The organism is Dietzia sp. NPDC055340, assembly GCF_053645335.1.
This window is the reverse complement of record NZ_JBSHML010000007.1, coordinates 1-22,895: the sequence shown is the minus strand read 5'-3', so window position 1 is coordinate 22,895 and position 22,895 is coordinate 1. Positions and strand designations below refer to the sequence as shown.

General features: G+C 69.7%; 22 protein-coding genes. 7 read left to right on the top strand and 15 right to left on the bottom strand.

All coding sequences use genetic code 11. The features are described 5' to 3' along the window. Window positions 1–17: 17 nt before the first annotated feature. The 5 genes from ACWIFB_RS06665 to ACWIFB_RS06645 all read right to left on the bottom strand — a co-directional run bounded on the left by ACWIFB_RS06665 (window position 18) and on the right by ACWIFB_RS06645 (window position 6,020). Window positions 18–1,598, bottom strand: coding sequence for a DUF222 domain-containing protein (locus tag ACWIFB_RS06665; protein WP_454057726.1), 1,581 nt, complete (start codon window positions 1,596–1,598; stop codon window positions 18–20). An 82-nt stretch (window positions 1,599–1,680) separates the two neighbouring features. Next, window positions 1,681–2,178 carry an SRPBCC domain-containing protein gene (locus ACWIFB_RS06660; protein WP_454057725.1) on the bottom strand — a complete coding sequence of 166 codons (498 nt, stop codon included), beginning with the start codon at window positions 2,176–2,178 and terminating at the stop codon, window positions 1,681–1,683. Between the two features lie 44 nt (window positions 2,179–2,222). Beyond that, complete coding sequence (locus ACWIFB_RS06655; protein WP_454057724.1) at window positions 2,223–3,467, bottom strand: alpha/beta hydrolase; 1,245 nt, start codon at window positions 3,465–3,467, stop codon at window positions 2,223–2,225. Between the two features lie 168 nt (window positions 3,468–3,635). Further along, window positions 3,636–4,532: a PspA/IM30 family protein gene (locus ACWIFB_RS06650; RefSeq protein ID WP_454057723.1), complete on the bottom strand. Its 897-nt coding sequence runs from the start codon at window positions 4,530–4,532 to the stop codon at window positions 3,636–3,638. A 33-nt stretch (window positions 4,533–4,565) separates the two neighbouring features. After that, entirely contained in the window at window positions 4,566–6,020 is a 1,455-nt protein-coding gene (locus tag ACWIFB_RS06645; RefSeq protein ID WP_454057722.1) for a hypothetical protein, read from the bottom strand. 371 nt (window positions 6,021–6,391) lie between these two features. On the opposite strand from ACWIFB_RS06645, the gene ACWIFB_RS06640 reads away from it, so the two are divergent. From ACWIFB_RS06640 to ACWIFB_RS06620, 5 genes are all read left to right on the top strand, one after another. Beyond that, complete coding sequence (locus ACWIFB_RS06640; protein WP_454057721.1) at window positions 6,392–7,459, top strand: hypothetical protein; 1,068 nt, start codon at window positions 6,392–6,394, stop codon at window positions 7,457–7,459. 116 nt (window positions 7,460–7,575) lie between these two features. Then, complete coding sequence (locus ACWIFB_RS06635) at window positions 7,576–8,064, top strand: NUDIX hydrolase (protein ID WP_454057720.1); 489 nt, start codon at window positions 7,576–7,578, stop codon at window positions 8,062–8,064. 9 nt (window positions 8,065–8,073) lie between these two features. Next, complete coding sequence (locus ACWIFB_RS06630) at window positions 8,074–8,730, top strand: hypothetical protein (protein ID WP_454057719.1); 657 nt, start codon at window positions 8,074–8,076, stop codon at window positions 8,728–8,730. Window positions 8,731–8,793: 63 nt separating this feature from the next. Further along, window positions 8,794–9,402: a copper chaperone PCu(A)C gene (locus ACWIFB_RS06625; protein ID WP_454057718.1), complete on the top strand. Its 609-nt coding sequence runs from the start codon at window positions 8,794–8,796 to the stop codon at window positions 9,400–9,402. Further along, complete coding sequence (locus ACWIFB_RS06620) at window positions 9,395–10,651, top strand: Dyp-type peroxidase (protein ID WP_454057717.1); 1,257 nt, start codon at window positions 9,395–9,397, stop codon at window positions 10,649–10,651. The genes ACWIFB_RS06625 and ACWIFB_RS06620 overlap by 8 nt, the downstream gene beginning before the upstream one ends. Window positions 10,652–10,692: 41 nt before the next feature. Here the strand turns inward: ACWIFB_RS06620 and ACWIFB_RS06615 are convergent, their stop codons facing one another. From ACWIFB_RS06615 to ACWIFB_RS06600, 4 genes are all read right to left on the bottom strand, one after another. After that, window positions 10,693–11,703, bottom strand: a complete 1,011-nt coding sequence (locus ACWIFB_RS06615; RefSeq protein ID WP_454057716.1) for an SGNH/GDSL hydrolase family protein — start codon at window positions 11,701–11,703, stop codon at window positions 10,693–10,695. Window positions 11,704–11,853: 150 nt separating this feature from the next. Beyond that, window positions 11,854–12,945: an SGNH/GDSL hydrolase family protein gene (locus tag ACWIFB_RS06610; protein ID WP_454057715.1), complete on the bottom strand. Its 1,092-nt coding sequence runs from the start codon at window positions 12,943–12,945 to the stop codon at window positions 11,854–11,856. 144 nt (window positions 12,946–13,089) lie between these two features. Then, window positions 13,090–14,139: a beta-ketoacyl-ACP synthase III gene (locus ACWIFB_RS06605; protein ID WP_454057714.1), complete on the bottom strand. Its 1,050-nt coding sequence runs from the start codon at window positions 14,137–14,139 to the stop codon at window positions 13,090–13,092. Window positions 14,140–14,208: 69 nt separating this feature from the next. After that, the gene (locus tag ACWIFB_RS06600; RefSeq protein WP_454057713.1) at window positions 14,209–15,153 is read right to left on the bottom strand and encodes an SRPBCC family protein; all 945 of its coding nucleotides are present in this window, start codon (window positions 15,151–15,153) and stop codon (window positions 14,209–14,211) included. 186 nt (window positions 15,154–15,339) lie between these two features. On the opposite strand from ACWIFB_RS06600, the gene ACWIFB_RS06595 reads away from it, so the two are divergent. Both ACWIFB_RS06595 and ACWIFB_RS06590 read left to right on the top strand, forming a co-directional pair. Next, complete coding sequence (locus tag ACWIFB_RS06595) at window positions 15,340–16,746, top strand: MFS transporter (RefSeq protein ID WP_454057712.1); 1,407 nt, start codon at window positions 15,340–15,342, stop codon at window positions 16,744–16,746. Further along, the gene (locus ACWIFB_RS06590; RefSeq protein WP_454057711.1) at window positions 16,743–17,525 is read left to right on the top strand and encodes a fructosamine kinase family protein; all 783 of its coding nucleotides are present in this window, start codon (window positions 16,743–16,745) and stop codon (window positions 17,523–17,525) included. Before ACWIFB_RS06595 ends, ACWIFB_RS06590 begins: the two co-directional genes overlap by 4 nt. Before the next feature lie 11 nt (window positions 17,526–17,536). On the opposite strand, the gene ACWIFB_RS06585 is transcribed toward ACWIFB_RS06590, so the two are convergent. From ACWIFB_RS06585 to ACWIFB_RS06560, 6 genes are all read right to left on the bottom strand, one after another. Further along, window positions 17,537–18,799 carry a PQQ-dependent sugar dehydrogenase gene (locus ACWIFB_RS06585; protein ID WP_454057710.1) on the bottom strand — a complete coding sequence of 421 codons (1,263 nt, stop codon included), beginning with the start codon at window positions 18,797–18,799 and terminating at the stop codon, window positions 17,537–17,539. A gap of 57 nt (window positions 18,800–18,856) precedes the next feature. Next, a complete protein-coding gene (locus tag ACWIFB_RS06580) occupies window positions 18,857–19,087 on the bottom strand; it encodes a hypothetical protein (protein ID WP_454057709.1) in 231 nt (76 codons plus the stop codon). A 173-nt stretch (window positions 19,088–19,260) separates the two neighbouring features. Next, the gene (locus tag ACWIFB_RS06575; RefSeq protein WP_452100484.1) at window positions 19,261–19,545 is read right to left on the bottom strand and encodes a PrsW family glutamic-type intramembrane protease; all 285 of its coding nucleotides are present in this window, start codon (window positions 19,543–19,545) and stop codon (window positions 19,261–19,263) included. 871 nt (window positions 19,546–20,416) lie between these two features. Then, entirely contained in the window at window positions 20,417–21,172 is a 756-nt protein-coding gene (locus ACWIFB_RS06570; protein WP_454057708.1) for a phosphoribosyltransferase, read from the bottom strand. Window positions 21,173–21,213: 41 nt separating this feature from the next. After that, window positions 21,214–22,104 carry a DNA-processing protein DprA gene (locus ACWIFB_RS06565; protein WP_454057707.1) on the bottom strand — a complete coding sequence of 297 codons (891 nt, stop codon included), beginning with the start codon at window positions 22,102–22,104 and terminating at the stop codon, window positions 21,214–21,216. Beyond that, window positions 22,101–22,718 carry a recombinase family protein gene (locus ACWIFB_RS06560; RefSeq protein ID WP_454057706.1) on the bottom strand — a complete coding sequence of 206 codons (618 nt, stop codon included), beginning with the start codon at window positions 22,716–22,718 and terminating at the stop codon, window positions 22,101–22,103. Before ACWIFB_RS06560 ends, ACWIFB_RS06565 begins: the two co-directional genes overlap by 4 nt. Window positions 22,719–22,895: the final 177 nt, after the last annotated feature.

The window sequence follows — 22,895 nt, the reverse complement described above, 5'->3', positions numbered from 1 at the left end:
CCGGCGGCCCGCCTCGGTCAGAACGGTGGCGGGTCGTAGCCGGGGTCGCCGGGCTCGGGGACACGCCTGGCGGCGATGTTCTCTCGACGTGCCGCGACCTGGCGTTGCATGCGCTGGAACCAGTAGGTCGGTTTCGGCTCAGGGCTGAGCCACGGCCGCGGTGGCCCGGCGTCAGAGGAGGCCCCCTCGTCCGGCCGTTGGCGCCATCGCGCCAGCGGCCCGTCCGGCTCGGTGGCGAGGGTGTGACCAGTGCTGGTGGTGACGGTCAGTGTGCCGTCGCGCGCCAGTTGGTACCTCCACCCGTGGAAGGTTTTGAAGCGGTGGTGCCGCCGACACAGGCACATGAGATTGAACTCGACGGTCAACCCGCCGGAGCCGGAATCAGAGTGATTGAAGGGACGGACGTGGTCAACATCGCAGTCGTCGGCCGGCACCGAGCACCCGGGGTGCCGACAGGTACCGTCCCGTAGCCGGATGCGGCGCGCCAGTTCGGCACTGATCCGATAGCGCCGGGCGGCCGTGCGCGAGTCAGCCGACCCGGGCGTGGGGTCCGGGACCGAGATGGTGGCGCCGACACAGCGCGACAGCAGCTCCATGAGGGCATCGATCGTGGCCGGCCCGCCCCGGGGCATGTAGACGGCGGGCTCGCCGCCCGGGCCGAGTTCGGTGAGCACGGTGATGTGTGGCCGGAGCTGGGCCCGGGGAGTCTCGCCCGCGAGGCGCTCGCCCGCGAGGCGCTCCGGCTCAGGGGCAGAGCCGGGATCGGCGCCTTGTCCGGGCCCGAGGATCGCGTCGACCAAGGCGTCGGCGCGGCGTTCGCCGATGCGCCGGCCGGACGAGTTGTCGCATACCCCCGCGTCCACGTACCGGGTCGACTCGCCGCGGGAGTCCTTCTCCTTCTTGATCTGATCGCGCGCCGACATCTGCAGCGCCTCGTACAGTGCCGCCGCCTCCGCCGACGTCAGATAGGCATGGAGTTGGGCCATGCCGTCACTGCTGCGACGGACCTGAACGTTCCGCTCGGTGATCGCGCGCCGGCGTCTGGCGAGGACGCCGTCCGGGTCGGACTCCTCGATGATGCGATCCGTCTGGCCGAGAATTCGATCGCGGCCCGGCCGCTGCCCCGCGTCGATCGCGCCCAGGAGCCAGTCGGCCACGGCCTTCTGCACGGCGGACCTGAACCTCGGTTCCACGACCCGCATCTGGCGCGCGAGCATCTTGGCCGTGTCCTCGTCGAGGCGGCCGCTCTCCATGGCCTCCAGTAGGGCGGGGAAGTTGTCGACGAGCGTGATCGACAGCCTGATCAGCGCCCGCGCCCTGTGGGTATGTACGCCGTACGCGGCCACGATCTCGGCGCAGGCGATGTCGAAGGGGTCGATCAGTGCGTAGTCCTGCGGCTCCTCGCCCATCGGGTCGTAGCCGGCGTCGATAGCCCGCTGGAACTCCACATCGTCACAGATGTCGAGTAGCGCGTAACACGCACGCAAGCGGGCGGCGGCGGCACGATTCTCCGCCCGGAGGGCCTCGAGAACCGCCTTGCTCGCCTCCGGGATCCTGGTGTCCGAACCGGGTTCCGACGTCTGGTCAATTCCCGCCATCGCCATCCACGCCACCCCCTCCACGCTCTGATTCAGTCGCTTCTGTGTTCGACTGGAATCAAGGTAGCAAGGGGGTACGACATCAACCTCGGCCGCTGAACAACTCCCTGTAGTAGCCGGCCAGACCTGGGTAATAGTCGGGGTCGAATCGGAGCGCGTCCGGATCCCGGCCCGCCTCGGCCTCGACCAGCCGGTCCAGGTAGAAGTCCCACCCGGGACCGATCGAGGCGGCGGACTCGGCGTCCGGAATGTCCTGTTCCAGGGAGATGACGGCCTCGTCGTCGTCGCCCTCGACGCGCACCGTGAGCACCCACCCGCCGGGGCCGGTGGTGACGACGACCACCGGTTCCTCACACCGCCGCACCTCCACGGTCGACGTGGGGGAGCCCCCCTCGACGGTCATCGTCAACTCGACGGTACCGCTGGCCGGATCGCCCGACCACGGGCCGATCCACCGGGCAGTGCGGGCCGGGTCGGTGACGGCCGCCCACGCCTGCTCGCGCGAGATCGGCAGTCGGCGCGTGAACACGACGGCCCCCGACTCGGTGAGGGAGCCGGAGGCCGTGGGTGGGGTGGACATGGCGTCTCCTCGCGGTGAGAGCGACGCCGCGTCGGCCGGATGCTCTAGCGCAGCGCCGGCATCACCGTATCGCGCATGGGCGCGAGGAAGCGGCTGAAGTTATCCCAGTTGTGCATCCCGGTCGGCAGGTAGTCGACGCGCGCACCGATTCCCAGCTCCTTCAGGCGCTCGTCCATGTCGACGGTGCAGGCGTGGGTGGCGATCTCCAAGCCGGCGCCCTGGCTGAAGCGCAGCAAGTCGTGGTCGTTGCGCTGCCACTCGGTGGCGTCGGGCATGCCGGTCGCTGTCGCGAAGTAGAGCGCCTTGTCGCGGAGCTTCTCGGCGTGGAGCAGGCCGTCGTTCTCCAGGTAGGCGGGGTCGTTGCGCTGGCCCCACATGTTGGCGATGGTGCCGCCCCGGGACTCGGTCACGATCTTGGCGAGCAGGAAGCCCAGGTCGTCGCGGGCCGTGTAGCAGCCGGCGATCGCGCCGACCGCCTCGTACATCTCGGGGCTGCGCTCCGCGGTGGTGACCGCACTGGCGGCGCCCATCGACAGGCCGGCCACGCCGCGCTTGCCCGTGAACGGGATGGCGTGTGCGCCGGACTCCAGCAGCGGCGGCAGCTCCTGGGTGAGGAACGTCTGCCACTTGTTGCGGCTCAGTACCGGGTCGTCGTGCTGCCAATCCGCGTGCAGCGAGCCGTCTGCCCGTGCCGGCATGACCAGGGTGACGTGCTCCCCCGCGAACACCTCCTGGATCTGTCCGGGCAGCAGCCAGCCGCTCGGCGAGGGCGAGTCCACGCCATCGAGGAGGTAGAGCATCGGCGCCGGAGCGTCCGAGGCGGCGCGCCAGATCTCGACCGGCAGGACGCGGTTCATGGACTTGGAGGCGACCCACCAGCGCTCGAAGCGTGGATCGCCGCCGGCGACCATCTGGTCGCCGACCTCGACATCGCGCACCTCGGTGACCTCGACTGGTTCGGACTCCATGCCGATCGGCGGGGTGGCCGTGGTGTTCTGCGAGCCGGTGCCCATCGGGGGCAGGGTGCCGAGGCCGACGAGCGAGTCGGTGCCGGTCGAGCCGGTGGAGCCGACGGTCGCGGAACCGGCGGCGGCGCTGGACGGGTCGACGCTGCCGCCCAGGTTGTTGACCGAACCGATGTTGCCGATCGAGCCCGGGTCGAGCGATGCGGGATCGCCGGAGCCCGCCTGTGCCGCCGCGGGCGCCGCCGCGCCGCAGACCAGGGTCAGTGCGACCGCGGGGACGAGTGCGCGGCGTGCTGCGGAGGCCGGAAGGGATCTCAAGTTCACGGGGTCACCTTGGTTGCGCGGGAAGGGAAGCGACCCCGCTCAACGACCCGCTGAGCCACCACGCGGAGGCCACTGGCTGATGATAAACCACTGAGCGTGCCAGGTGAATGTCCTGAAACTCCCTGGGCATGGCCCTCAACCGCATCCGCACGAGCGACGCGCGAGCGACTACTGGCGCGTGTCGCGGGGCAGCGTCGGGCCCGACTGCCCGCCCTCGGCGCTGTCGGTGCCTCCGGCGCCGCCGGTGTCGGCCGGCCGGGCGTCGCCGGGGGCGGAGCTGGCGGCGTTGTCGTCGTCGCCCTCCGTCAGTTGGCGGCCCGCGCCCGCCGCACCGCCCGACTCGAGGCCCATCGACGCGCGGATCTGGTCAAGCTTGGAGCGGCCCTCCGATTCCCGGGTGAGGGCGGCGGCGTCGAGCTGCGCGGTGGACGGGCCGCCGGTGGCCTCGGCGAGCTCCTGCTTGCCGAGCGCGGTGGTGTACCGGCTCTCGATCTTGTTGCGGATCTCGTCGAACGTCGGCGAGTTACCGCCGCCGACGCCCTCCATCGAGGTGAGCGACTCGGTGGTGCGATGCTGCATCTCGGCCTGCGTGGCCTGCAGCAGCAGCTGGTCCTCCTGCGCCAGGGTCTCCCGCAGCTTCCGCTCGGACTCGCCGACCGCCTGCTTGGCCTGCTCGGCCGCATGAGTCGCCTGACCGTGCAACTGCCGCGTGTGCTCCAGGTCCGACTCCAGCGTCACGAGCCGCCCGGCCATCTGCTCGGCCTGCGTCTCCAGCTGGCCGGCCCGCGCCTGGTCGCCCTCCGCGCGCGCCTTCTCGGCCATCTGCAGCATCTGCCGGATCTGCCCCTGCACCTCGTCGAGCTGCCGGGCTTTGGTGCCCATCGCGATCTCGAGCTGCTTGGCGTTGCCGATCACCGCGGCGGCCTGGTCGGCCACGGCCTTGTGCTGGTCCCGGGCGCCCTGCATCGCCTGGCGGACGAGCACCTTGGGGTCGGCGTTGTCGTCGACCGTCTTGTCGAGCGAGGCCTTGAGGTAGTTCCAGCCCTTGGAGAACGGGTTCGGCATGGCTGCGTCCTTACTGTCGGCGAGTGGCGAGCGCTACCTCTTCACGGTACCGAGCAGCGCCGCGACCGGGAGGGCGGTCCGGGGCAGGTACGGCTGCCGCCACAGTCCGCCCGAGGCGGCGCCGGACGACTCGTGCTGCCACTGCACGTCGACCTCGGGTCGGTCCACGTTGAGGTCGTGGACCATGAGCGCCGCGAGCATCGCCGAGGAGGTGTCGGGCTCGAAGATCTCGATGCCGAACGCGCCCGCGCCCTTGTAGGTGCTGGCGAGGATCTTGTTCTTGGTCACGGAGTAGGTGTCGGTGGCGGGGGCGACGTTGACGGAGACGGTGTGGCCGTCGGCGAAGGCGGTGGTGGCACGCCAGCGCTGGACGCGCTTGGCGAGCGTGTAGTTGGGGCCCTGCTGGGGGACGAGCGCGTCGTGGACGGCCGGTCCGCGGCCGGCGGCGTAGTTGCGGTGGAACAGGCGGCCACGGGTGAGGGCGCCGACGATCTTCTTGACGTCGATGGCCCTACGGTCGGCGAGTGCGGCGTCGGAGGCCTCCCGCACGTCGGCGGGTACGACGAAGGTGTCCATCGGGGTGGCGAGGTAGGCCAGCGCGGTGGCGGTGGAATCGGACAAGAGGTCGACGACGAGGGCGTCCGCCGCCGAGGACAGTTGCACGTGGGTCCCGCCGTCCGCGTAGAAGTAGCTGCCCACCGTCAGCGGGGCGGGGGCGGCGTCGCGGGCCCAGGCGGCGAGCTCGGGCAGCTCGGTGAGCAGGTTGATCCCGGGTCGGCCGTCAGCGTCGGTGGGGATGTGGAGGCGTCCCGCGAACTGGTCGGCCCCACTGCGGAAGCGCTCCCACGCGGGGCTGGAGGGCAGGTCGACGCCCATCACGTCGGCGCCCCAGCGAAGCAGTTGGCGGGCGGGGCCCATCTCGGAGCCGAGGCCCAGGACGAGCATGGCGCGGCCGGGCAGGGACAACCAGTCGGGGTTGTCCTGAACCAGGCGCAGGGCGGCCGCGCAGCTGGGTTCCACGACGCCGTCGGCGATCCATCGGTCGAGCAGGTCGCTCAGCGCGGCGCCGGAGAGGTTCTCACCGCGGTAGGGGATCGACAGGGTTCGTTCGGGCTCGGCGGTGCCGGTGATCGTCTCGGTGCCCGGGGTGGAGGTGGCGGCGACGACGGCGAGGTAGTCCGCCATCGGGGTCTCGACGGTCTCCCCGTTGACGTCATGGGCGCCGACCATGCGGGACTGCAGTGAGTCGAGGGCGGCCCTGGCGACCCCGTCCCAGGTGTCGGCGTCATGGACGCCCGCCGCGACGAGCTCGGTGAACGGCTCGATGTAGCCCTTGCGCCAGTCCTTGATGCGGTGGACGCGTTCGGCGGCCGACGGGTCCACGGTGGCGAGCGCGTCGGCCACCACCTGCTTGGCCAGTGTGCCCGTCGACCGGGACCCGGAAGGGTCGGCGGGGAACTGGACTCCGGACGTGGCTTTCGCTGGCATGACGCTCCTGACTGTCGGCTGCAATGCGAGGTTATCCTCAACTTCGCGCGAGGCGCACTCGGCCTGCCGCCGGATGGCGGTTGTCGCATTGATTTCTCAGGCGCGGAGCCCGGGATCTGGGTTTCGCTCAGCACTTGATTGGTTAATTGACACTTATCTATCAGGTTTGCTAATCGACGGCTGGATCAGCGAAAGGCGCAGTTGGACTGCGTAATTCATCCATCTTTCTCGTCATGTCCGGGTCTATGCGGCTGGGCTCCGCATATGTGTGAGCCATTTCGGACGTAACGCGTTGCGAAATTCGCTCGATGAGAAAGCCGACACGATTCCGGTCGCCGGGTCGTCTCCCAACGTCAAGGAAGGCAATTCCTATGAAGAACTCCAAGCGGATGATCGCCGTCATCGCGGCCTCCGGACTCGCGCTCGGGTCGCTGCCGGGTGTCGCCAACGCGCAGAGCGCCGAGCTGGGCCTCGGGGTCGCTGCGAACCTCGGTTCGGCGGACCTCGGCGTTGACCTGGGTCTGGCACTCGGCTCGATCGAGCCGAGTGACCTGCCGGATCTGAAGCCGGACACCGGATCGCTGGGTTCGCTGGGTGACGTCACGGGTTCGGCGGATGACATCGAAACGCTCCCGGCGCCGGGCACCAGCTCGCTCGGTGATCTGACCGAGGATTCCGGCTCGAGTGAGGGCTCCAACGGCGACTCCGGCTCTGAGGGCTCGAACGGTGGTGAGACCGGTGGCGACGCGGGCACCGACGGCACGGGCTCGCTGGGTAGCCTCACGGATTCACTTGAGCCCGAGAACGGCACCGAGTTCGATCTCCTCGGTTCGCTCGAGGAGATGTTCGCGGGTTCTTCTGACGCGACCGATACGGAGAACCCGAACACCGGCTCGGGCGAGGGGTCGAACGGCAGCTCTGACGAGGGGGCCGGGGACGATAACGACTCCGGCGATATCGACTCCGGCTCGCTGGGCAGCTCAGCCCCCGAGGATGACGACAACACCGACGAGAACGACTTCTTCGGCTCGCTGACCGACACGCTGGGCAGCCTGTCCTCGGGTTCGGATGGCGGCGAGGAGAACGAGGAGGACAGCCTCTTCGGCTCGCTCGAGGACATCTTCTCCGGTTCCTCGGAGGGCAGCAACGGCTCGGAAGACGACGACACGAACACCGGCGGCGAGACCGGCCCGGGCGATGAGGAGACCCCCGGCAGCGGTGGCGAAATCGACGCCGGGACGCTCCTGGCCCTCGGCTCGCTGGCCGGCGCCGGCATCGCGATCGGCATCGCCGTCAACGGTGGCGTCAACCTCCCGCCGCTCCCGGGCGTTGACGTCGGGGCCGTCTGCAACCTGCCGCAGGAGGGCATCGACTTCCTCAAGAACAATGGCTCCATGGAGCAGGACGAGTGCGAGCCCGAGCAGCAGCCGGTTCGCTGAGCTCCCGGTTCGCAGGTCGGTCTGACCGGCCGATGAACTGATCAAGATTCACGCGATCCCCCGTCGACCACATGGTCGGCGGGGGATCTGTCGTACCTCCGGCCTACCCTCAGGGCATGTCGACCCCCGACTTCGTCCTGAAGCTCCGCGAGCACGTGGGCACCGCGCCGCTCTGGCTGTCTGGCGCGACCGCCGTCATCCGCAGCGCCGATCACCGGCGGGTCCTGTTGGTCCGGCGCAGCGACAACGGCTGGTGGACCCCCGTCACCGGAATCGTCGACCCGGGCGAGCATCCCGCGGACACCGCGGTGCGTGAAGCGCGGGAGGAAGCCGACGTCACCATCCGCGTGGACAGGGTCGCCTCGATCGGCGTCTCCCGCATGGTCACCTACGCCAACGGCGACCGGGCCCAGTACATCGATCACACCTTCGCCTGCACCTATTTCTCCGGCGATCCCCACCCGGCAGATGGTGAGAACACCGACGTCCGATGGTTCGCGGTCGACGACCTGCCCGAGATGCGCCCCCACATGCTCGAACGCGTCGAGGCCGGCCTCTCGACCGAGGAACGCGCGCGAATCGTCACCACCACCGAGTCGCATTAGAATCAGGTCATGTCCGCCGATCGCCTGCGCACCGAGGTCCCCCCTGTGGTGACCGCGGTCGTGGGGATCATCGTCGCCGTGGTCAGCGGAGTCTTCGGCATCAGCGCCCACGGACTGGCCGCCGGGGCCGCGGCGATCCCTCCCACCTCGGGCGACGTGCTCATGGTGGGGGCCGCCAGCGCCGGCATCGGAGCCGTCACCGCTGCCCTCGCCCGTCGACGGCCGCCGCTGCTCACCGCGGCCGGCGGCCTGCTGGCCGGGCAGGCGCTCGTCCACCTCGTGTTGTCCTCGGGGCACTCGCACTCGCACCCGGGCGGGCAGACGGAAGCGCTCGGCCACCATGTCACCGACCCGGCCGCGATCCGCGCCGCGATGGACGGCGGCGTCGTTGGCGGGGCGGCCGGCCCGGCGGAGCCGATCACGTGGGCGACACTGCTCACCCCGCAGATGCTCGGCGCCCACGTGGCCGCCGTGCTCCTGACGCTCGCCGTTGTGGCGGCCCTGTCCGGGACGCTCGCGTGGGTCGCGGCACGGGTGCGGCCGATGCTGGCGGGTGTCCGCCTTGTCGTCGTCGTACCCCTGTTGTCCTCCTACGACGCGTACGTCCCGCGCGGGCGGTACCTCCTGACAGGCGGGGGAACCCGGGCGCCGCCCGCCTTCGTGTGATCCAGCGCCACCACGCCCGCCCACATGCGGCCGGGCGATCACCCCTGTCACCAAAGGACACACATGCGTACCAACCGCACCACCCGTACCGTGGCCGCCGCGGCCGCCCTCGCGCTCGCCCTGGGCCTCGCCGCCTGCTCGGAGGACACCGGAACCACCGGCTCCACCGCCACCGACTCGGCCACCAACGAGCCCGCCGCCACCAGCCAGCCCAACGACGGCGGCGAGTCCGAGGCCGCCGTCGTGATCTTCGAGAACGGCTGGGCCAAGGCCACCGACACCGAGATGAGCGGCGCGTTCGGCACGCTCCGCAACACCGGGGACGTCGAGATCCGCATCACTGGCGTCACCTCACCCGTCAGCGAACGCGTCGAGATGCACGAGACGGTCCCCGGCGGCAGCGGCATGATGATGCAAGAGAAGGAGGGCGGATTCGTCCTGCCCGCCGGCGGGGAGCTGTTCCTCGAGCCCGGCAAGGACCACTTCATGTTCATGGACCTCACCGGGCCCATCACCACCGGCCAGGAGATCCCGATGGTCCTGACGTTCGACGACGGCACCGAGCAGGACATCACCCTCACCGCCCGCGACTTCAAGGGCGGCGAAGAGGAGTACGTCGGCGACGACCACGGCAGCCACGGCGGCGGGGAGGGCGCGAACCACGATGGCTGACCGCACCTCTCGCGGTCTGTCCAGGCGGTCGGTGCTCACCGGCGGCGTCGCGGCGGTCGTGGGGGGTGGCGCCGCCGGCGCCCTCGCCGGATACACGGGGCGCGGTGTCGTCGACGACGACGAGGCGGTCACCTGGAAGACGGTGGCCGACTCCCGCGTGGTCGGCTCGGCCTCGGAACCGTTCTACGGTCCGCGGCAGGCGGGCATCACCACGGCACCGCAATCGCACGCTGCCTTCGTGGGGTTCGAAATCGTCCCCAGGGCGACGCGTACCGAGGTCCAGGGCGTCCTGCGCGCCTGGTCCCAGGACGCGGCGCGGCTCACCCAGGGGCACGCCGGACTGGCCGACCTCGAACCCGAACTGGCCGCGGACCCGGCACGGCTCACCGTGACCATCGGGCTCGGGCCCGGCTTCTTCGACGCGATCGGGATGCCGGACAAGCGACCCGAGTGGCTGCAACAGTTGCCGGCGTTCCCGCAGATCGACCAGCTCGAGGACCGCTGGTCGGAAGGCGATCTGCTGCTGCAGATCTGCGCCGACGACCCGCTGATCGTCGCGCACGCCGCCCGCATCCTGGCCTCCGGGGTGCGGGGGGTGGCGCGGCAGAAGTGGGCCCAGCGGGGGTTCCGCAAGGCCGTGGGCACCGACCCGTCCGGGCGGACGCAGCGCAACCTGTTCGGGCAGATCGACGGCACCGTCAACCCGACGCCGGAGGGGGACATGGACTTCGACCAGATCCTCTACTCCGACGGCAGCGATCAGCGGTGGATGCGGGGCGGTTCGGCACTCGTGCTGCGGCGTATCCGCATGACGATGGACACCTGGGAGGAGATCGACCGCAACTCCCGCGAACTGTCCGTCGGCCGCACGCTCGACACCGGGGCGCCGCTCACCGGCACCGCCGAGCACGACCCCGCCGATTTCGAGGCCATCGACGACGTGGGACTGCCCGTGATCCCGCCCGAGTCACACATGGCCCGGGCCCGGCAGTTGAACCGGGGCGAGGCCATGCTCCGGCGGCCGTACAACTACGACGACCCGCCGGAAGGCGGCGAGATCAGCAACACCGGACTGCTGTTCACCGCCTACATGGCCGATCCGGTGCGCACCTATATCCCGGTGCAGCAGCGGCTCGCCGAGCAGGACGCCCTCAACACGTGGACGATCCCCATCGGGTCGGCGGTGTTCGCGATCCCACCCGGGGCGCCCGCGGGCGGGTACGTGGGGCAGGGGCTCTTCGAGGGCTGATGTCCCGGCCGTTAGCGGCTGCGCTCTGACGCCAGCTGGAGTCAGAGCGCAGCGGCGATCGCTGCCGCCATGGCCTCCTGGCCCAGGGCTGTGGGATGGAACGGCGCGGCGTTGGTCGGCTCCCCGCCGGCGAAGTCGGTCCAGCGCTCGTCCGCGTCGGCGCAGCCCGAGCGGTCGATGTCCGAGGTGGGCAGGACCGAGACGTGGCCGTTGCGCTCGGCGGCCGCGTCGACCGCGTCGTTGATCTCCTTGGTGATCTCGCGGGCCCAGTCGAGATTGGCCTGGCCGATCAGCGTGGTCAGCGGGCACTGAGCCGGGCCCGGGTCCTCGGCGGGCATTAGCGGCAGGTACTGGGTCGCGATGACGGTGGCGCCGGGAGCCTTCTGGGCAATCGCGTCGTAGATGTCATCCACCGGGCCGTCCTCGCCGAACACCGCATTGATATCGCCGGTGACCTGATCGCCCATCACTGCCTCACAATCCACAGGAGTTCCTACCGTGCCGGACATGATGCACTGGACAATGTCTCCGAAGTGGACGTCGTTGCCCCCGATCGACAGGGTCACCAGGTCGGTGTCTTCGGTAAGCGCGTCGAGCTGCGGGGCCACACCCTCGTGCCGCTCGGTGAACATGTCGGTTGTGATGGCCCCGCCGCAGGTCACGTCCGTCAGATCGCCTACGGCGGGATTGGCGTCGAGCTGGTGGGGGTAGTTTGCTGAGCTCTGGCTGCACGGGGCTGGAGTGGTAAGCGATTCCTGGTCCCCGAACGCCGCATAGGAGTCACCCAACGCGACGTATTCGGCGTACGCGGGCGCGGCCAGCGAGCCGAACGGTCCGAGCGAGCCCGTGGAGCTGCCGGGTGCCCCGGTGGTCGAGCCGAGCGAGCTGACGGCGATCGTGCCATCCGCCTCGGCGGTGGACTGCGCGGCCGAGATCGGTGCGACGGCCAGCGTGAGGGCCGCGCCCACGGCGAGCGCGCCCGTCAGGCGAGACGCGGTGCGGCGGGAGGAGGTAGAGGGCGTTAGGGAGGGACGACGACGAGGTGTGAGCATGCCCACAGTGTGCTCCCGCCGGAGCCCCGTCAAAGGCGAAACGCTTCGCCCCGGGACTGGTGTGGCAGGTGGGGCGGATAATGGCCGTGCTAACCGGAATCGTCTACCTCGTTGTCGTCGGGTTCGTCGGGCTCGTCGCTCCCCCGACGGCTACGCCTCCAGCGCCGCCAGGACCCGGTCGGCGACGTGGGCGTGCCCGACGGTCGTCGGATGCACGGGCGCGGCGCCGGTCTCGACACCGAGCAGGTCGACGCGGCGGGTGTCGGCCGGCGCGCACATGGAGTGGCCGGGCTCGTCCGGGATGACCACGGTCGCGCCGTTGCGTTCGGCGGCGGCCTGAACCACGTCGTTGAGATCGTTCTGGAACGTGCGCACCTTGTCGCGCTCGTCCCGGGTCGCGGCCATGAGCGGCTCGCACGCCGGCGACGAGGCGATGGTCGCGTCGTCCTCCGGGATGGCCGCCAGGTAACCGGTCGTCACGACCCGGGCGTCGGGGGAGCGGCGCGCGATCTCCGCATAGACCTCGTCCAGGTGGGTGTCGAGCTCGGCGAGGGCCGCGGTGGCCTGCCGGTCGATCACGTCCGCGCAGCCGGTGGTGGTGTCGAAGTCCTCGGCGACGGGACCCGTCACGGCGTCGATCACCGGCAGGAACGGCGCGGCCGTGTTGGTGCGGACCGCGCACGCCACGAGCACCGCGCCGAAGCCCACGTCGTTGCCGCCGATCGACAGCGAGACCAGGTCGGTGTCCTCGGTCAGCGCGTCGAACTGCGCCGGGACACCCTTGTCCGGGGCCCACAGATCGTCGGTCACCGCCCCGCCGCACGAGGCGTTGACGAACGTGCCGACCCCCAGCTCGCGGGCCACGACGTTCGGGTAGGCGTCGTCGGTCCGGACGCAGGTGACCGGGCCGGCGCTCCACGCGCCCGGGGCGATGCGGCCGACCGCCGCGTACGAGTCGCCGAGCGCCACGTAGCGGGCCGGGCCCGAGCCGTCCCCCGAGGTCACGGCCGGCCCGAGGTCGGAGCTGCTGACCTGGCCCATGATGTTCTCACCGAGCGTCTGCGAGGAGCCGCCGAACTGCTCGGCCGTCGAGCCCGTCGCCGGCGGTGCCGCCGGGATCGGGGGAGCGGCGGCGACGGTGGGGGCCATCGCGACCATCGACACGGTCAGGGCGGATACGGCGACGGCAGCGGCACCGGACGCCAGTAGGCGAGCCGACCGCGGTGAGGGAGATGTGAACATAGCCACACTTTCGCACGAATGCCCACTGGACGGGTGGGGCAACTTTGTCCATGTCGGGGCGAAAGCGAAGGCCCCGGTTCACCACTGGGAACCGGGGCCGACAGCCGGAGGGCTGCAAGGGGCCGCGAGGGGCCGGGCTGCGCGTCAGTTGGCGGGCGGCTTCGCGGGCAGACGCACGACCTGACCCGCGTAGGACAGGCCTGCGCCGAAGCCGATCAGCAGCGCGATCTGGCCGGGCTCGGCCTGACCCTCGCGGAGCATGGTCTCCATCGCGAGCGGAACCGAGGCGGCCGAGGTGTTGCCCGTCTGCTCGATGTCATTGGCGATCGCCACCGACTCCGGCAGGCCGAGATGCTTGGCCATGGCCGAGTTGATGCGGCCGTTGGCCTGGTGGGGGATGAACGCCTGGATCTGCTCGGCCGTCACGCCGGACGCCTCGAGCGTGCGGGCCGAGGCCTTGGCGATCTGCACCGCGGCCCACCGGAAGACCCGCGAGCCGTCCATCGTGACGTACGGCTGATCGGTGGCGCCCTGCTTGGCGTCGGCGATGAGGGTCTTCCAGTCCTTGGTCTGGGTGATCGCGTCGGCCTGCTCGCCGTCCGAGCCCCAGACCACCGGGCCGACGTCGTTGCCCTCGTCGGACGGGCCCACCACGACGGCACCCGCGCCGTCGCCGAAGATGAACGCCGTATTGCGATCGGTCAAGTCGAGACCATCACTCATCCGCTCCACGCCCACGACCACCGCGTAGCGGGCGCCGCCGCCGCGGATGACGTTGGTGGCCACAGCCAGGCCGTAGCCGAAACCCGCGCAGCCGGCCGTGATGTCGAACGCCGGGATGCCGTTACGGCCGATCGCCATGGCGACCTTGGGGGCCGCGTGCGGGACCTGGGCCTCGTACGTCGACGTGCACAGGATCACCAGGTCGATCAGCTCGGGATCGACTCCCGCGGACTCCACGGCCTTCTTGGCGGCCTCGCCGGACATGTAGATGACGGACTCATCGGGACCCGCGAACCGCCGGTTGAGGATGCCCGAGCGCTCGTAGATCCACTCGGAGGTCGAGTCGATGTGCTCGCAGATCTCCTCGTTGCTCACCACCCGCTCCGGGCGGTAGGCGCCGATACCCAGCAGCCTGGAGCCGGACGCGCCCTCGCCTGTCGCGATGGTCACGGTGTCGTTGGAATCCGCCATGGGCGATCTCACTTCTCGTAGATGTACGTCGATCGTGCTCCCCGCCACGATACTGACCCCGCCCGGGAATTACCCATCGATGAGCGCCTCGAGCCAGGTCCGCCAGCGCGTCGCGTCCCACGTCGGCTCCACGTCGACGGCCGCCGCACCCAGCGGGGCGCCGTCGCCGCCGGGGGCGTCGACGTACTCGTACAGCCGGACCGCCAGCGCCGCCCGGCCCGCCGCGTCCTCATGCGTCTCGCCCGCGGGGAACGCGAACAGCTCCAGCATCCCGTCAACCGGAGCGGACAGGATCAACGCCATCGACGCAGCCGCTTCCGACGCCACGATGCCGCCGACCTCGCCCGACCGGGCCACGGCGCCGGTGCTCGCCGAACCTCCGCCGCCGGCCCCCGCCGCAGGCGTCACGAGCTGCGCACTCACCCGGGCCCACAACTCCGGCACCGTCATCGCGACCGGATCGGTGGCCGCATCGACGGTCGCCACCCCGTCGGCGGGGCGATGGGTCAGGCGATGCGCCAGGACGGTCAGTGACTGGGACCAGCCGGCGACGCTGCCGTCGACCGACTCCACCGCGAGCTGGCCGTCCGAATCGAATCCCGACCGCAGCGTCAGCACCGAGCCGCCCTCGCCGTCGGAGGTGACCTCGCACGAGGTCTCCCACGGCGGCACCGGCACCCCCTCGCCCATCCAGTCGCGCTCGGCGTACGCGAACCGGCCGGGCACGCTGCCGGCGGGCGGCGTGTAGTCGGTGATCTCGCCGACGGTCGCGGTGAGCATGGCCTCGGCGGCCGCCTCCGGCCCGGCTGTGGGGTCGGGCGCGCCGGGGTCGGCGAACTGGACGATCCGGCCGCCCGCCTGCGGCTCGAGCGCGCACGGGACGAACCACGAGCTGATGCCCTCGCCGGTGGCCACGGCGTCGAACACGACCGGGGGCGGGACCGGCAGCGGCACACTGCACACCACGCGGCGCCCGTCGTCGTCGACCTCTACCCCCGCCGTGACCTGGTACATGTCCATTCCTGCCCGCCCTTCGCCCGATACCCGCCCAACGCTACCGGCGCCGCCCGCCAGGCTCCCGCCCGACCGCCCGCGGTGTGCCCCGGTGATCGCCGGCGACAGGCCCCACGGGATCGGTCGGGGATCAGCGCGGTGCCGGGGCGAGCGCCGCGGTGCGCGATGCGGATTAGGGTGGCGGGCGTGACCTCGACGAGCCCGCCGGGAGACCGCGGAGCCGGCAGCGCCGCCGGAGCCGACCACGACCACGACTACGACGACGACGCCGTCTCCACCGACACCGCCCACCGCCCGATCGCGGCCACCGCGCTGCTGTTCGCTGCCAACGGCGCGATTTTCGGCGCCATCGTGCCCCGGCTGCCCGATCTCAAGGACGCCCTCGAGCTCAGCCCGGCGCTGTTCGGGTTGGCCATGGCCTGCTACCCGGCCGGCGCGTTGTTCGGTGGGCTGTTGACGCCCGTGCTCATGCGGAGACGCTCGGACGGAGCGGTGGCCGTGGGCACCATGATCGCCGCTTCGGTTGTGGCGGCGCTGGTCGGGTTCTCGCCTGTCGTTGCAGTGTTTGCGGGGCTGTTGTTGCTGTTCGGGGTGTGCGATGCCATCACCGACGTGTCGATGAATGCGCACGGCATCCGGGTGCAACTGCGGCACGGGCGGTCGCTGATCAACCGGTTTCATGCGGTGTGGTCGCTGGGCGCGGTGCTCGGGGCGGCCGGCGGTTCTCTGTCGGCCGGTGTCGGCGCGCCCGTGCAGGTGCAGATGATCGGCGCCGCGATCGTGTGCGCGGCCGCGGCTGCCGCGGCGTATCCGCTACGGCTGGGCCCGCCCGTCGCGGAGGACGAGTACGGTCGCGACCTCGACCAGGCTCACGAGGTCGATACCGCCCCCACCAGGCATGATGCGGCAGCGCATGGGGCGACGCCCTCACCCGCCCAGTCGGTAGACCCCGTCGTGCGGCGGCGGCTGCCGGGCGGCCGCGCGCTGGTGTTGCTCGTGGCGCTGGGGCTCTTCGCGTGCTGCGCCGAGATCGTCGAGGACTTCGCCCAGACCTGGTCGGCGCTGTACCTGCGGGACGTCGCCGCGGTCGGTGCGGGCGTGGCCGGTCTCGGCTTCATCGCGGTGCAGGGCGCGCAGCTGATCGGTCGGCTCACCGGCGACAGGCTCGTCGAGGGCTTCGGCGCCGTCCGCGTGGGCCGGATGGGTGGCGTCTGCGTGGTACTGGGCGCGGGCGCGGCGCTGACCGGCTCGTTCCTACTGGACGGCCCCGCAATGGTGGCCGTGCTGCTGGCCGGGTTCGCCGTGGCCGGCTGGGGCATCGCGACGATCATCCCCGGTGCGATGGTCGGCGCCGATTCGGTTCCCGGTCTGCCCGACGGCGCCGGACTCGCCGTCCTCAACTGGGTCATGCGCCTCGGCTTCCTGCTGGCCCCGCCCTTTGTCGGGCAGATCGCCGAGCACGTCGGCATGCGCTGGGCCGTCGCCCCGATGGTCGTGGGCGGCCTGCTAATCGCCCTGCTCGCCGGTCCACTTCTCGGCCGCTCGGCGGACCCTGATCGCGCCCCGCGCCCCGACCGCGAGGCGGCGGCATGAGCGGCCGCGCATCGCAGTCGTTCGTCAAACGCGGCTCAGATCACGGCCCCGACTTCTTCCGCTACGAGGCCGCGGGACTGCGGTGGCTCGCCGCGGCGCCCGGCGGGCCCCGCGTGGTCGAGGTGCGGGGAGTCGACGACGACGAGATCGTGCTCGAGCGGATCCCCGACGGCCGCGCGAGTTCGGACGGAGCCCTGCGGTTCGGCCGGTCACTGGCGGCGATGCATGATGCCGGCGCCGCCGGATGGGGCGCACCGGCCGGAGACTGGGCGGGCCGGTGTTTCATCGGCAACCGACCCCAGGAATGCGTGCCCACAGACTCGTGGGGTGAGTTCTACGCCGAGCAGCGGGTCCGCCCGTTCGTCCGGATCGCCGTGGATCTCGGAGTGCTCGGCGGCGCCGAGCTGGCGGTGGTGGAGCGGGCCTGCGACCGCGTGGCCTCCGGCGAGCTCGACGACCCGGCCGACCGTCCCGCCCGCCTCCACGGCGACCTGTGGACGGGAAACGTGCTGTGGACGCCGGACGGGGAGGCGGTGCTCATCGACCCCGCCGCCCACGGCGGCCATCGCGAAACCGATCTGGCGATGCTCGCCCTGTTCGGCGCGCCGCACCTGGACCGGATACTGCACGGATATGACCAGGCACGCCCCTTGACGGAGGGCTGGCGCGACCGCGTGCCGCTGCACCAGCTGCATCCGCTGGCCACCCACTCGGCGGGGCACGGCGCCGGCTACGCGGTCGCGTTGGCCGACGCCGCCCGCGAGGTCCTACGGCTGTAGGCCTGCCGCGGTTACTCGGCGGCGGCGGGGCTGATCCGCAGGACCTCGTCGTTGCCGCCGCCGTTGGAGGTGGTCACCAGCAGCGAGCCGCCCGGTTCCGGGGTGATGGACCGCATCCGGCCGTGGACGTCGCGCAGGAGCGTCGCCATCTCGGTGACCGAGTTGCCGTCCGGGGACAGCTTCATCAGGACGATCTGGCTGGTCTTGAGCATCGCTACCGCGATCGCGCCGTTCCACTCGCCCCACGCGGGGTCGTCGAGGAACGTCATCCCGCCCGGCGCCAGCGTCGGGGCGCCCGAGCTCCAGACCGCCGACACCGCATCCGGGAATGCGCCGGTGTCGGTCATGGGGACGTCCTGGTTGTATTCGCCGCCGCGGTTCGGGTTCCACCCGTAGTTGCCGCGTGGCTGCACAAGATTGACCTCGTCGTCGACATTCGGGCCGTGCTCCGCGGAGTAGATGCGATCGGTGCCGGGCTGTGCGGCGAGTCCCTGCACGTTGCGGTGGCCGATCGTCAGAACGGGGGAGTCGTCACTGATGGTGTCCGCGGCGGGCGAGCCGTCGCCGTTGACGTGCAGGATCTTCCCGGCGAGCGAGTCCGGATCCTGCGGGCCCGGGCCGGAGAACGTGTCGCCCGTGCCGATGTACAGCGAGCCGTCGGCCATGGGCAGGATGCGGCAGCCGGAATGGAATCCGCCCTCGCTGAGCGGGATGCCGTCGACGACCACCCGCGGCGACTCGATCGCAGACCAGTCGCTCGTCGCGGTCCAGGCGGTGACCCGGTTGTCGTTGTGGTCGGCCGAGGAGTGACACGTGTAGAGCTCGCGGCTGGTCTCGAAGTCCGCAGCCAACGCGATCCCCATCAGCCCGCTCTCGGCCTCGTTGAACACCGGACCGAGGTCGGCCTGGATGGCCGACTTATCGCCGCCGGGACGGATCGCGTACAGCGCGCCCGAGCCACGCTCTCCGGTGACGACGACGCCACTCGGATCGCGGGCCACGTCCCACGGGATCGTGAATCCGTCTGCCAGCACATCGACCTCGACCTCCGGGCCGGGGGACAGGGGGCGCTCCGGGGCCAGGGATCCGAGAGAGTCGGTGCTGGACCCGACGGGTCCACCGCCCGGGATCATGCTCTGCGCACACGCGGTGAGTGGCAGCGCGACGGTCACCGCGGCAGCGGCGGCCACCGCGGAGAGTGTCCGCGGGAGTGCGGTGGGTTTGGCGGCGATCGTGCGGAGAGAGGGCTTGCGGTGGTCGGTGGCGAGGGACACGAGCACTCCTGTGGGACGGATTCGGGGGAGGGCGCGTGAGTCGCCCTGCGCCCGAACCTATTCGATCCGGGACGGAGACGACACCGGATTCTCAGACGCCCACCGCTCGCGGGTCGCCGCGGGCACACCCCAAGGCGCGAGCCGGGGACGCCACGACCGCGGGGCGGTGTCGACGGCGGTCGGCGGCGTGAGCTCCCGCAGGACACGGCGGAGGACGAGGAAGGTGATCACCGCGGTGACGAGGCTGATGATGTTCCCGCCCACGGCGCCCTCGACGACGTCGGTCATCGACAGATCATGATCGGTGGTGTCGTTCTGGGTGCCCCCTTGTTCCAGGAGAAGAGGCCGTCGTGCAGCGAATGCAGTCCCGCGGCGACGAGCCACCCGACCAGCCCGGCCCAGGTCAACACCCGGCCCGACCGATGGGCTGCCAACCAGATCGCGCCGGCGGCGATGGCGGCCTACAACGGATGGGAGATCTCCGCGAGCGGGCGGACAAGCGACTGCAGCAGGTGACTGTTGGCGCCGCTGCCCCCGCTGACGTACTGCAGACCCTCGCCGACCCCGAACACCGCTGCGCTGACCAATACCATCAGCACGCCGGCGCGGGGATCTCCGAACCGCGTGCGGGCGAACACCAACAGCAGCACGGGGACGGCGATCTTGCAGGTCTCCTCGATGGGCCCCGAGAGCCACAGATCGAGCGCGAACGGCATCCGCAGATGTGGTTCGAGTCTGCCCCTCAAGTAGGAACGCCACCGCCAGCCCGATGAGCCCGGAGACCACGTCGGCCCCGATGATCACGGGAAGGTCCGCCACCTCGGCGAACCGCAGCCGCGGGCGGAACAGGAGCACGATCCCCGAGAGGGCCAGGATGAGACCGACCGCTACCGGGGCGATCCACCACGCGGATTCGCCGGAGTTCCACATCGCCCCGGCGGCCGCCGTGATCACGACGCCCGCGACGATCAGCCAGAACCACGGCCGGGTGAGGAACTCCAGCGGCCGGCGGTGGGCCGGGAGGAAGGAACCGCCGGGTCCGCCACGTGGTGACCGGTCCAGGCCCGACCGTCCCACTCCGCCGCACTCTCGGCCGGGCCGTACGGATACCAGCCAGGGGCCGGCGCAGTCGTGGTCAATTCCTCGCTCCATCCCGGTCTTTGCAGGTCAGGCGCCTACTCAGGTGATGAAGCGGATGTTACTCGGCCGCCGAGCGAAAATGCTGGAACTGTCGGTTGCTTAACAGTGTGTCTATCTCGTGCTGATCCAGCAGGGCGTTGTCACGAGAGTGTCAGTTGCGAGTTGTCGCGAGGTCGGCAGGATCCGAGCCAAGGGGATGATCCAAGAAGCGCTGGTGCTGAGAGGGCTCACGCATCCGAGACTATTTTGGACTGCCCCTACGGCCAGGATTCAAGCGATCCCCACCGACGTTCTTACTGGGCTGAGTCTGGTGCGGCTCCTCGTTCTCTCAGAGAATCCGTTCGCTTCAGATAAGTACACCCGTGTGGGATGGCCCGACAAACCTCGATCTGGATGTTTCACAGGGTCATATGCGGTGTTGTGACACGTAGTCCCCGTAGGGTTTGCGAGCTCAGATGGACTCCGAACAGACTGCGGTCAGTTGCCATCCGGACACTCGGGGGAGCGGGTGATCGGGCAGAAGGTTGGATCGTAGGAGAGCAGGGGGCTGTTCGTCTTTAGCCATGCTTCTGTAGGTGGATGATGGGTGTTGAGGTAGCGGGCGATAGTCAGGACGCTCACCTGCGATGCGCCGGCTTGCTTGAGGCTGGTGGCCAGAGAAAGGGCGCTGAATCCTCTGGTCCATGTGTCTTCTAGGACTAGTACGTGGCGACCGGTGACGTCAGAGTCGATGTGGTTGATCGACGGGTCAATCAGCATCTGGCGGCCTCCATTGCGAGCTGCTGCGACTCGAGTGACTGCAACTCGTTCAAGCGTGGAGGGAAAGAGCGGGAGAAGCTCGGTCTCGAGAGGATGGTCTTTTCGTCCTCGACCTGATGGGACGACCGCAATATGGCTGACAGACGCTCCTGTGCTCAATCGAAGGCAGCCGCTGTGGTAGTTAACGAAAAAATACAGCAGGAGTTTCAGGCGATCGAGTGCGGCCCCGCCGATGTCTTTGTACTGATATGCGTCTTGGCCTGATTGCTCGCCCGTGATCGCGTATGTCAGGAAGGCATAGCGATCTGGGAGGTCAGACCTGAGCTTGCTGCCCAAGATGTCGTATCTACAGACGTAGCAGTACTGGTGCCCCTCCGTTGGTGTTCCGCAGAGGCGGCACAGTGAACTCCCTGGCAGGGTGAACAGCTCGTTGTTCGAGGTGACGCGGAACGCGTTGTGCATCGTCGGGGCCACTTGGGCTAGGTACTGCCCGTCGTCTGGGTTGAACGGGATGTTCAAAAGAGAGTGGCCTCGGCAGGTACGGGTGACCGACGGTTGAGGACGCTTCGCGCGAGCTCGATGGCGTCGTCAGGGGTGCGGGCTACGTGCGCATCGACGAATGGGTCGTCGGCGAGCTTTCTTCCCCAGGTCGTTTCCCGCGCCACGGGCTCGGCGAGGATAAGTGGTCGACCATGCCGGATTGCCTGTCGTGCCTGGTGACGCGTACCGGACTTTTCGTCTGCAGCCACGATTATTGTCGCGTTGCCGTATGCGGACATCACACCATTGCGCATGGGAAATGATGATCGAGTGGGGGAGCTGCCTGGTGGGAATTGCGAGAGCACCATTCCGTGGCCGGCCGCCAGATGCTGCTGGAGCTGACAGGAGGACGAGGGGTAGCAGCGGTCTATACCGGTGCCGACTACGCCCACGGTCCGTGCTCCCATCTGTACTGCTGCGCTATGGGCTGCGTAGTCGATACCTGCGGCGAGTCCCGAGACGATCGTGGTGCCTTCCTCGGCCAGTGATCGAGCGATGTAGCTAGCCACGGCCACTGCTTCGCTCGAAGCAGATCGGGACCCCACAATGCAGATGCCTTTGTCTCCACGCGGGGAGTGCAGCGGGGTCTCATCGCCCTGGAGGAAGACGAATGGCGGGAAGTCCCACACTTCGCGTAGCTGGGCTGGGTAGCCAGAGTCGAGGTAGGAGTAGAAGTTCGCACCCGCCGCAGTATCGAGCCACCTGCTCAGCGTCGCTTCCCCACGCTGGCGTTCCGCAGCGTCTGTGACGAGGCCACTGGGAAGGGCGTCGATGGCGAGGTCATCCCGGTACTGGGCCCACCGCATCGTCGGCTCTCTGGTCAACAGCGCGACCAAAGCGACGTTCTCGGGACTCAGTGCGGTCATTGGGTCACCTTATTCTCGGCGTGCTTCTGAGTCGAGGAGCTGGCCGGGGCGTCGAGGTGGCGATAGATCGTGGAGCGTGCAACTCCGAACTCGGCGGCGATCTCCGCCACTGTGTGAAGCGGGACTCCCTCGTCGTCTGTGCTGTCATACATCTGGCGGGCGAGGGCCAGCTGGCGAGGGCCCAGAGCGGCCGGCCGTCCCCCGGTGCGACCACGAGCGCGGGCCGCAGCCAGCCCATCTCTTGTGCGTTCAGAGAGTAGAGCGTGTTCGAACTCGGCAATAGCTCCGAGGATGTGGAAGAACATCCGGCCCACCGGAGTGGATGTGTCGATGCCTTGGTCGAGAACGACAAGGCCGACGCCGGCGGCCTCGAGCTCCTTGGCGATCTCGATGAGGTGCTCCAGGGATCTGCCGAGGCGATCGAGCTTGGTGACCACAAGTAGGTCCCCGGGTCGGCAAGCCACCTCAAGGGCCCGGTCTAACTGTGGTCGGCGAGAAAGCTTGCCTGAGGCGTGGTCGACGAAGACCTTCTCGCAACCCGCGGCCGAGAGGGCGTCGAGCTGAGCCTCAGGGTGCTGATCTCGGGTCGACACACGCCCATAGCCCACCTTCATGACTCACAGCGTAGTGGAAACTACCCTTGGTCGGACACTAGTGTCGACACGAGTTTTCGGACATATGCGTCCTGGGACAACTTGTGGACTTGATCGCTCTGTGGCGGTCTTCTGTGGTTACTTCTTGGCGGCGCCGTACCAATCGGGCGTTCTGGCCGGAAGAATTAGAGCGAGTCG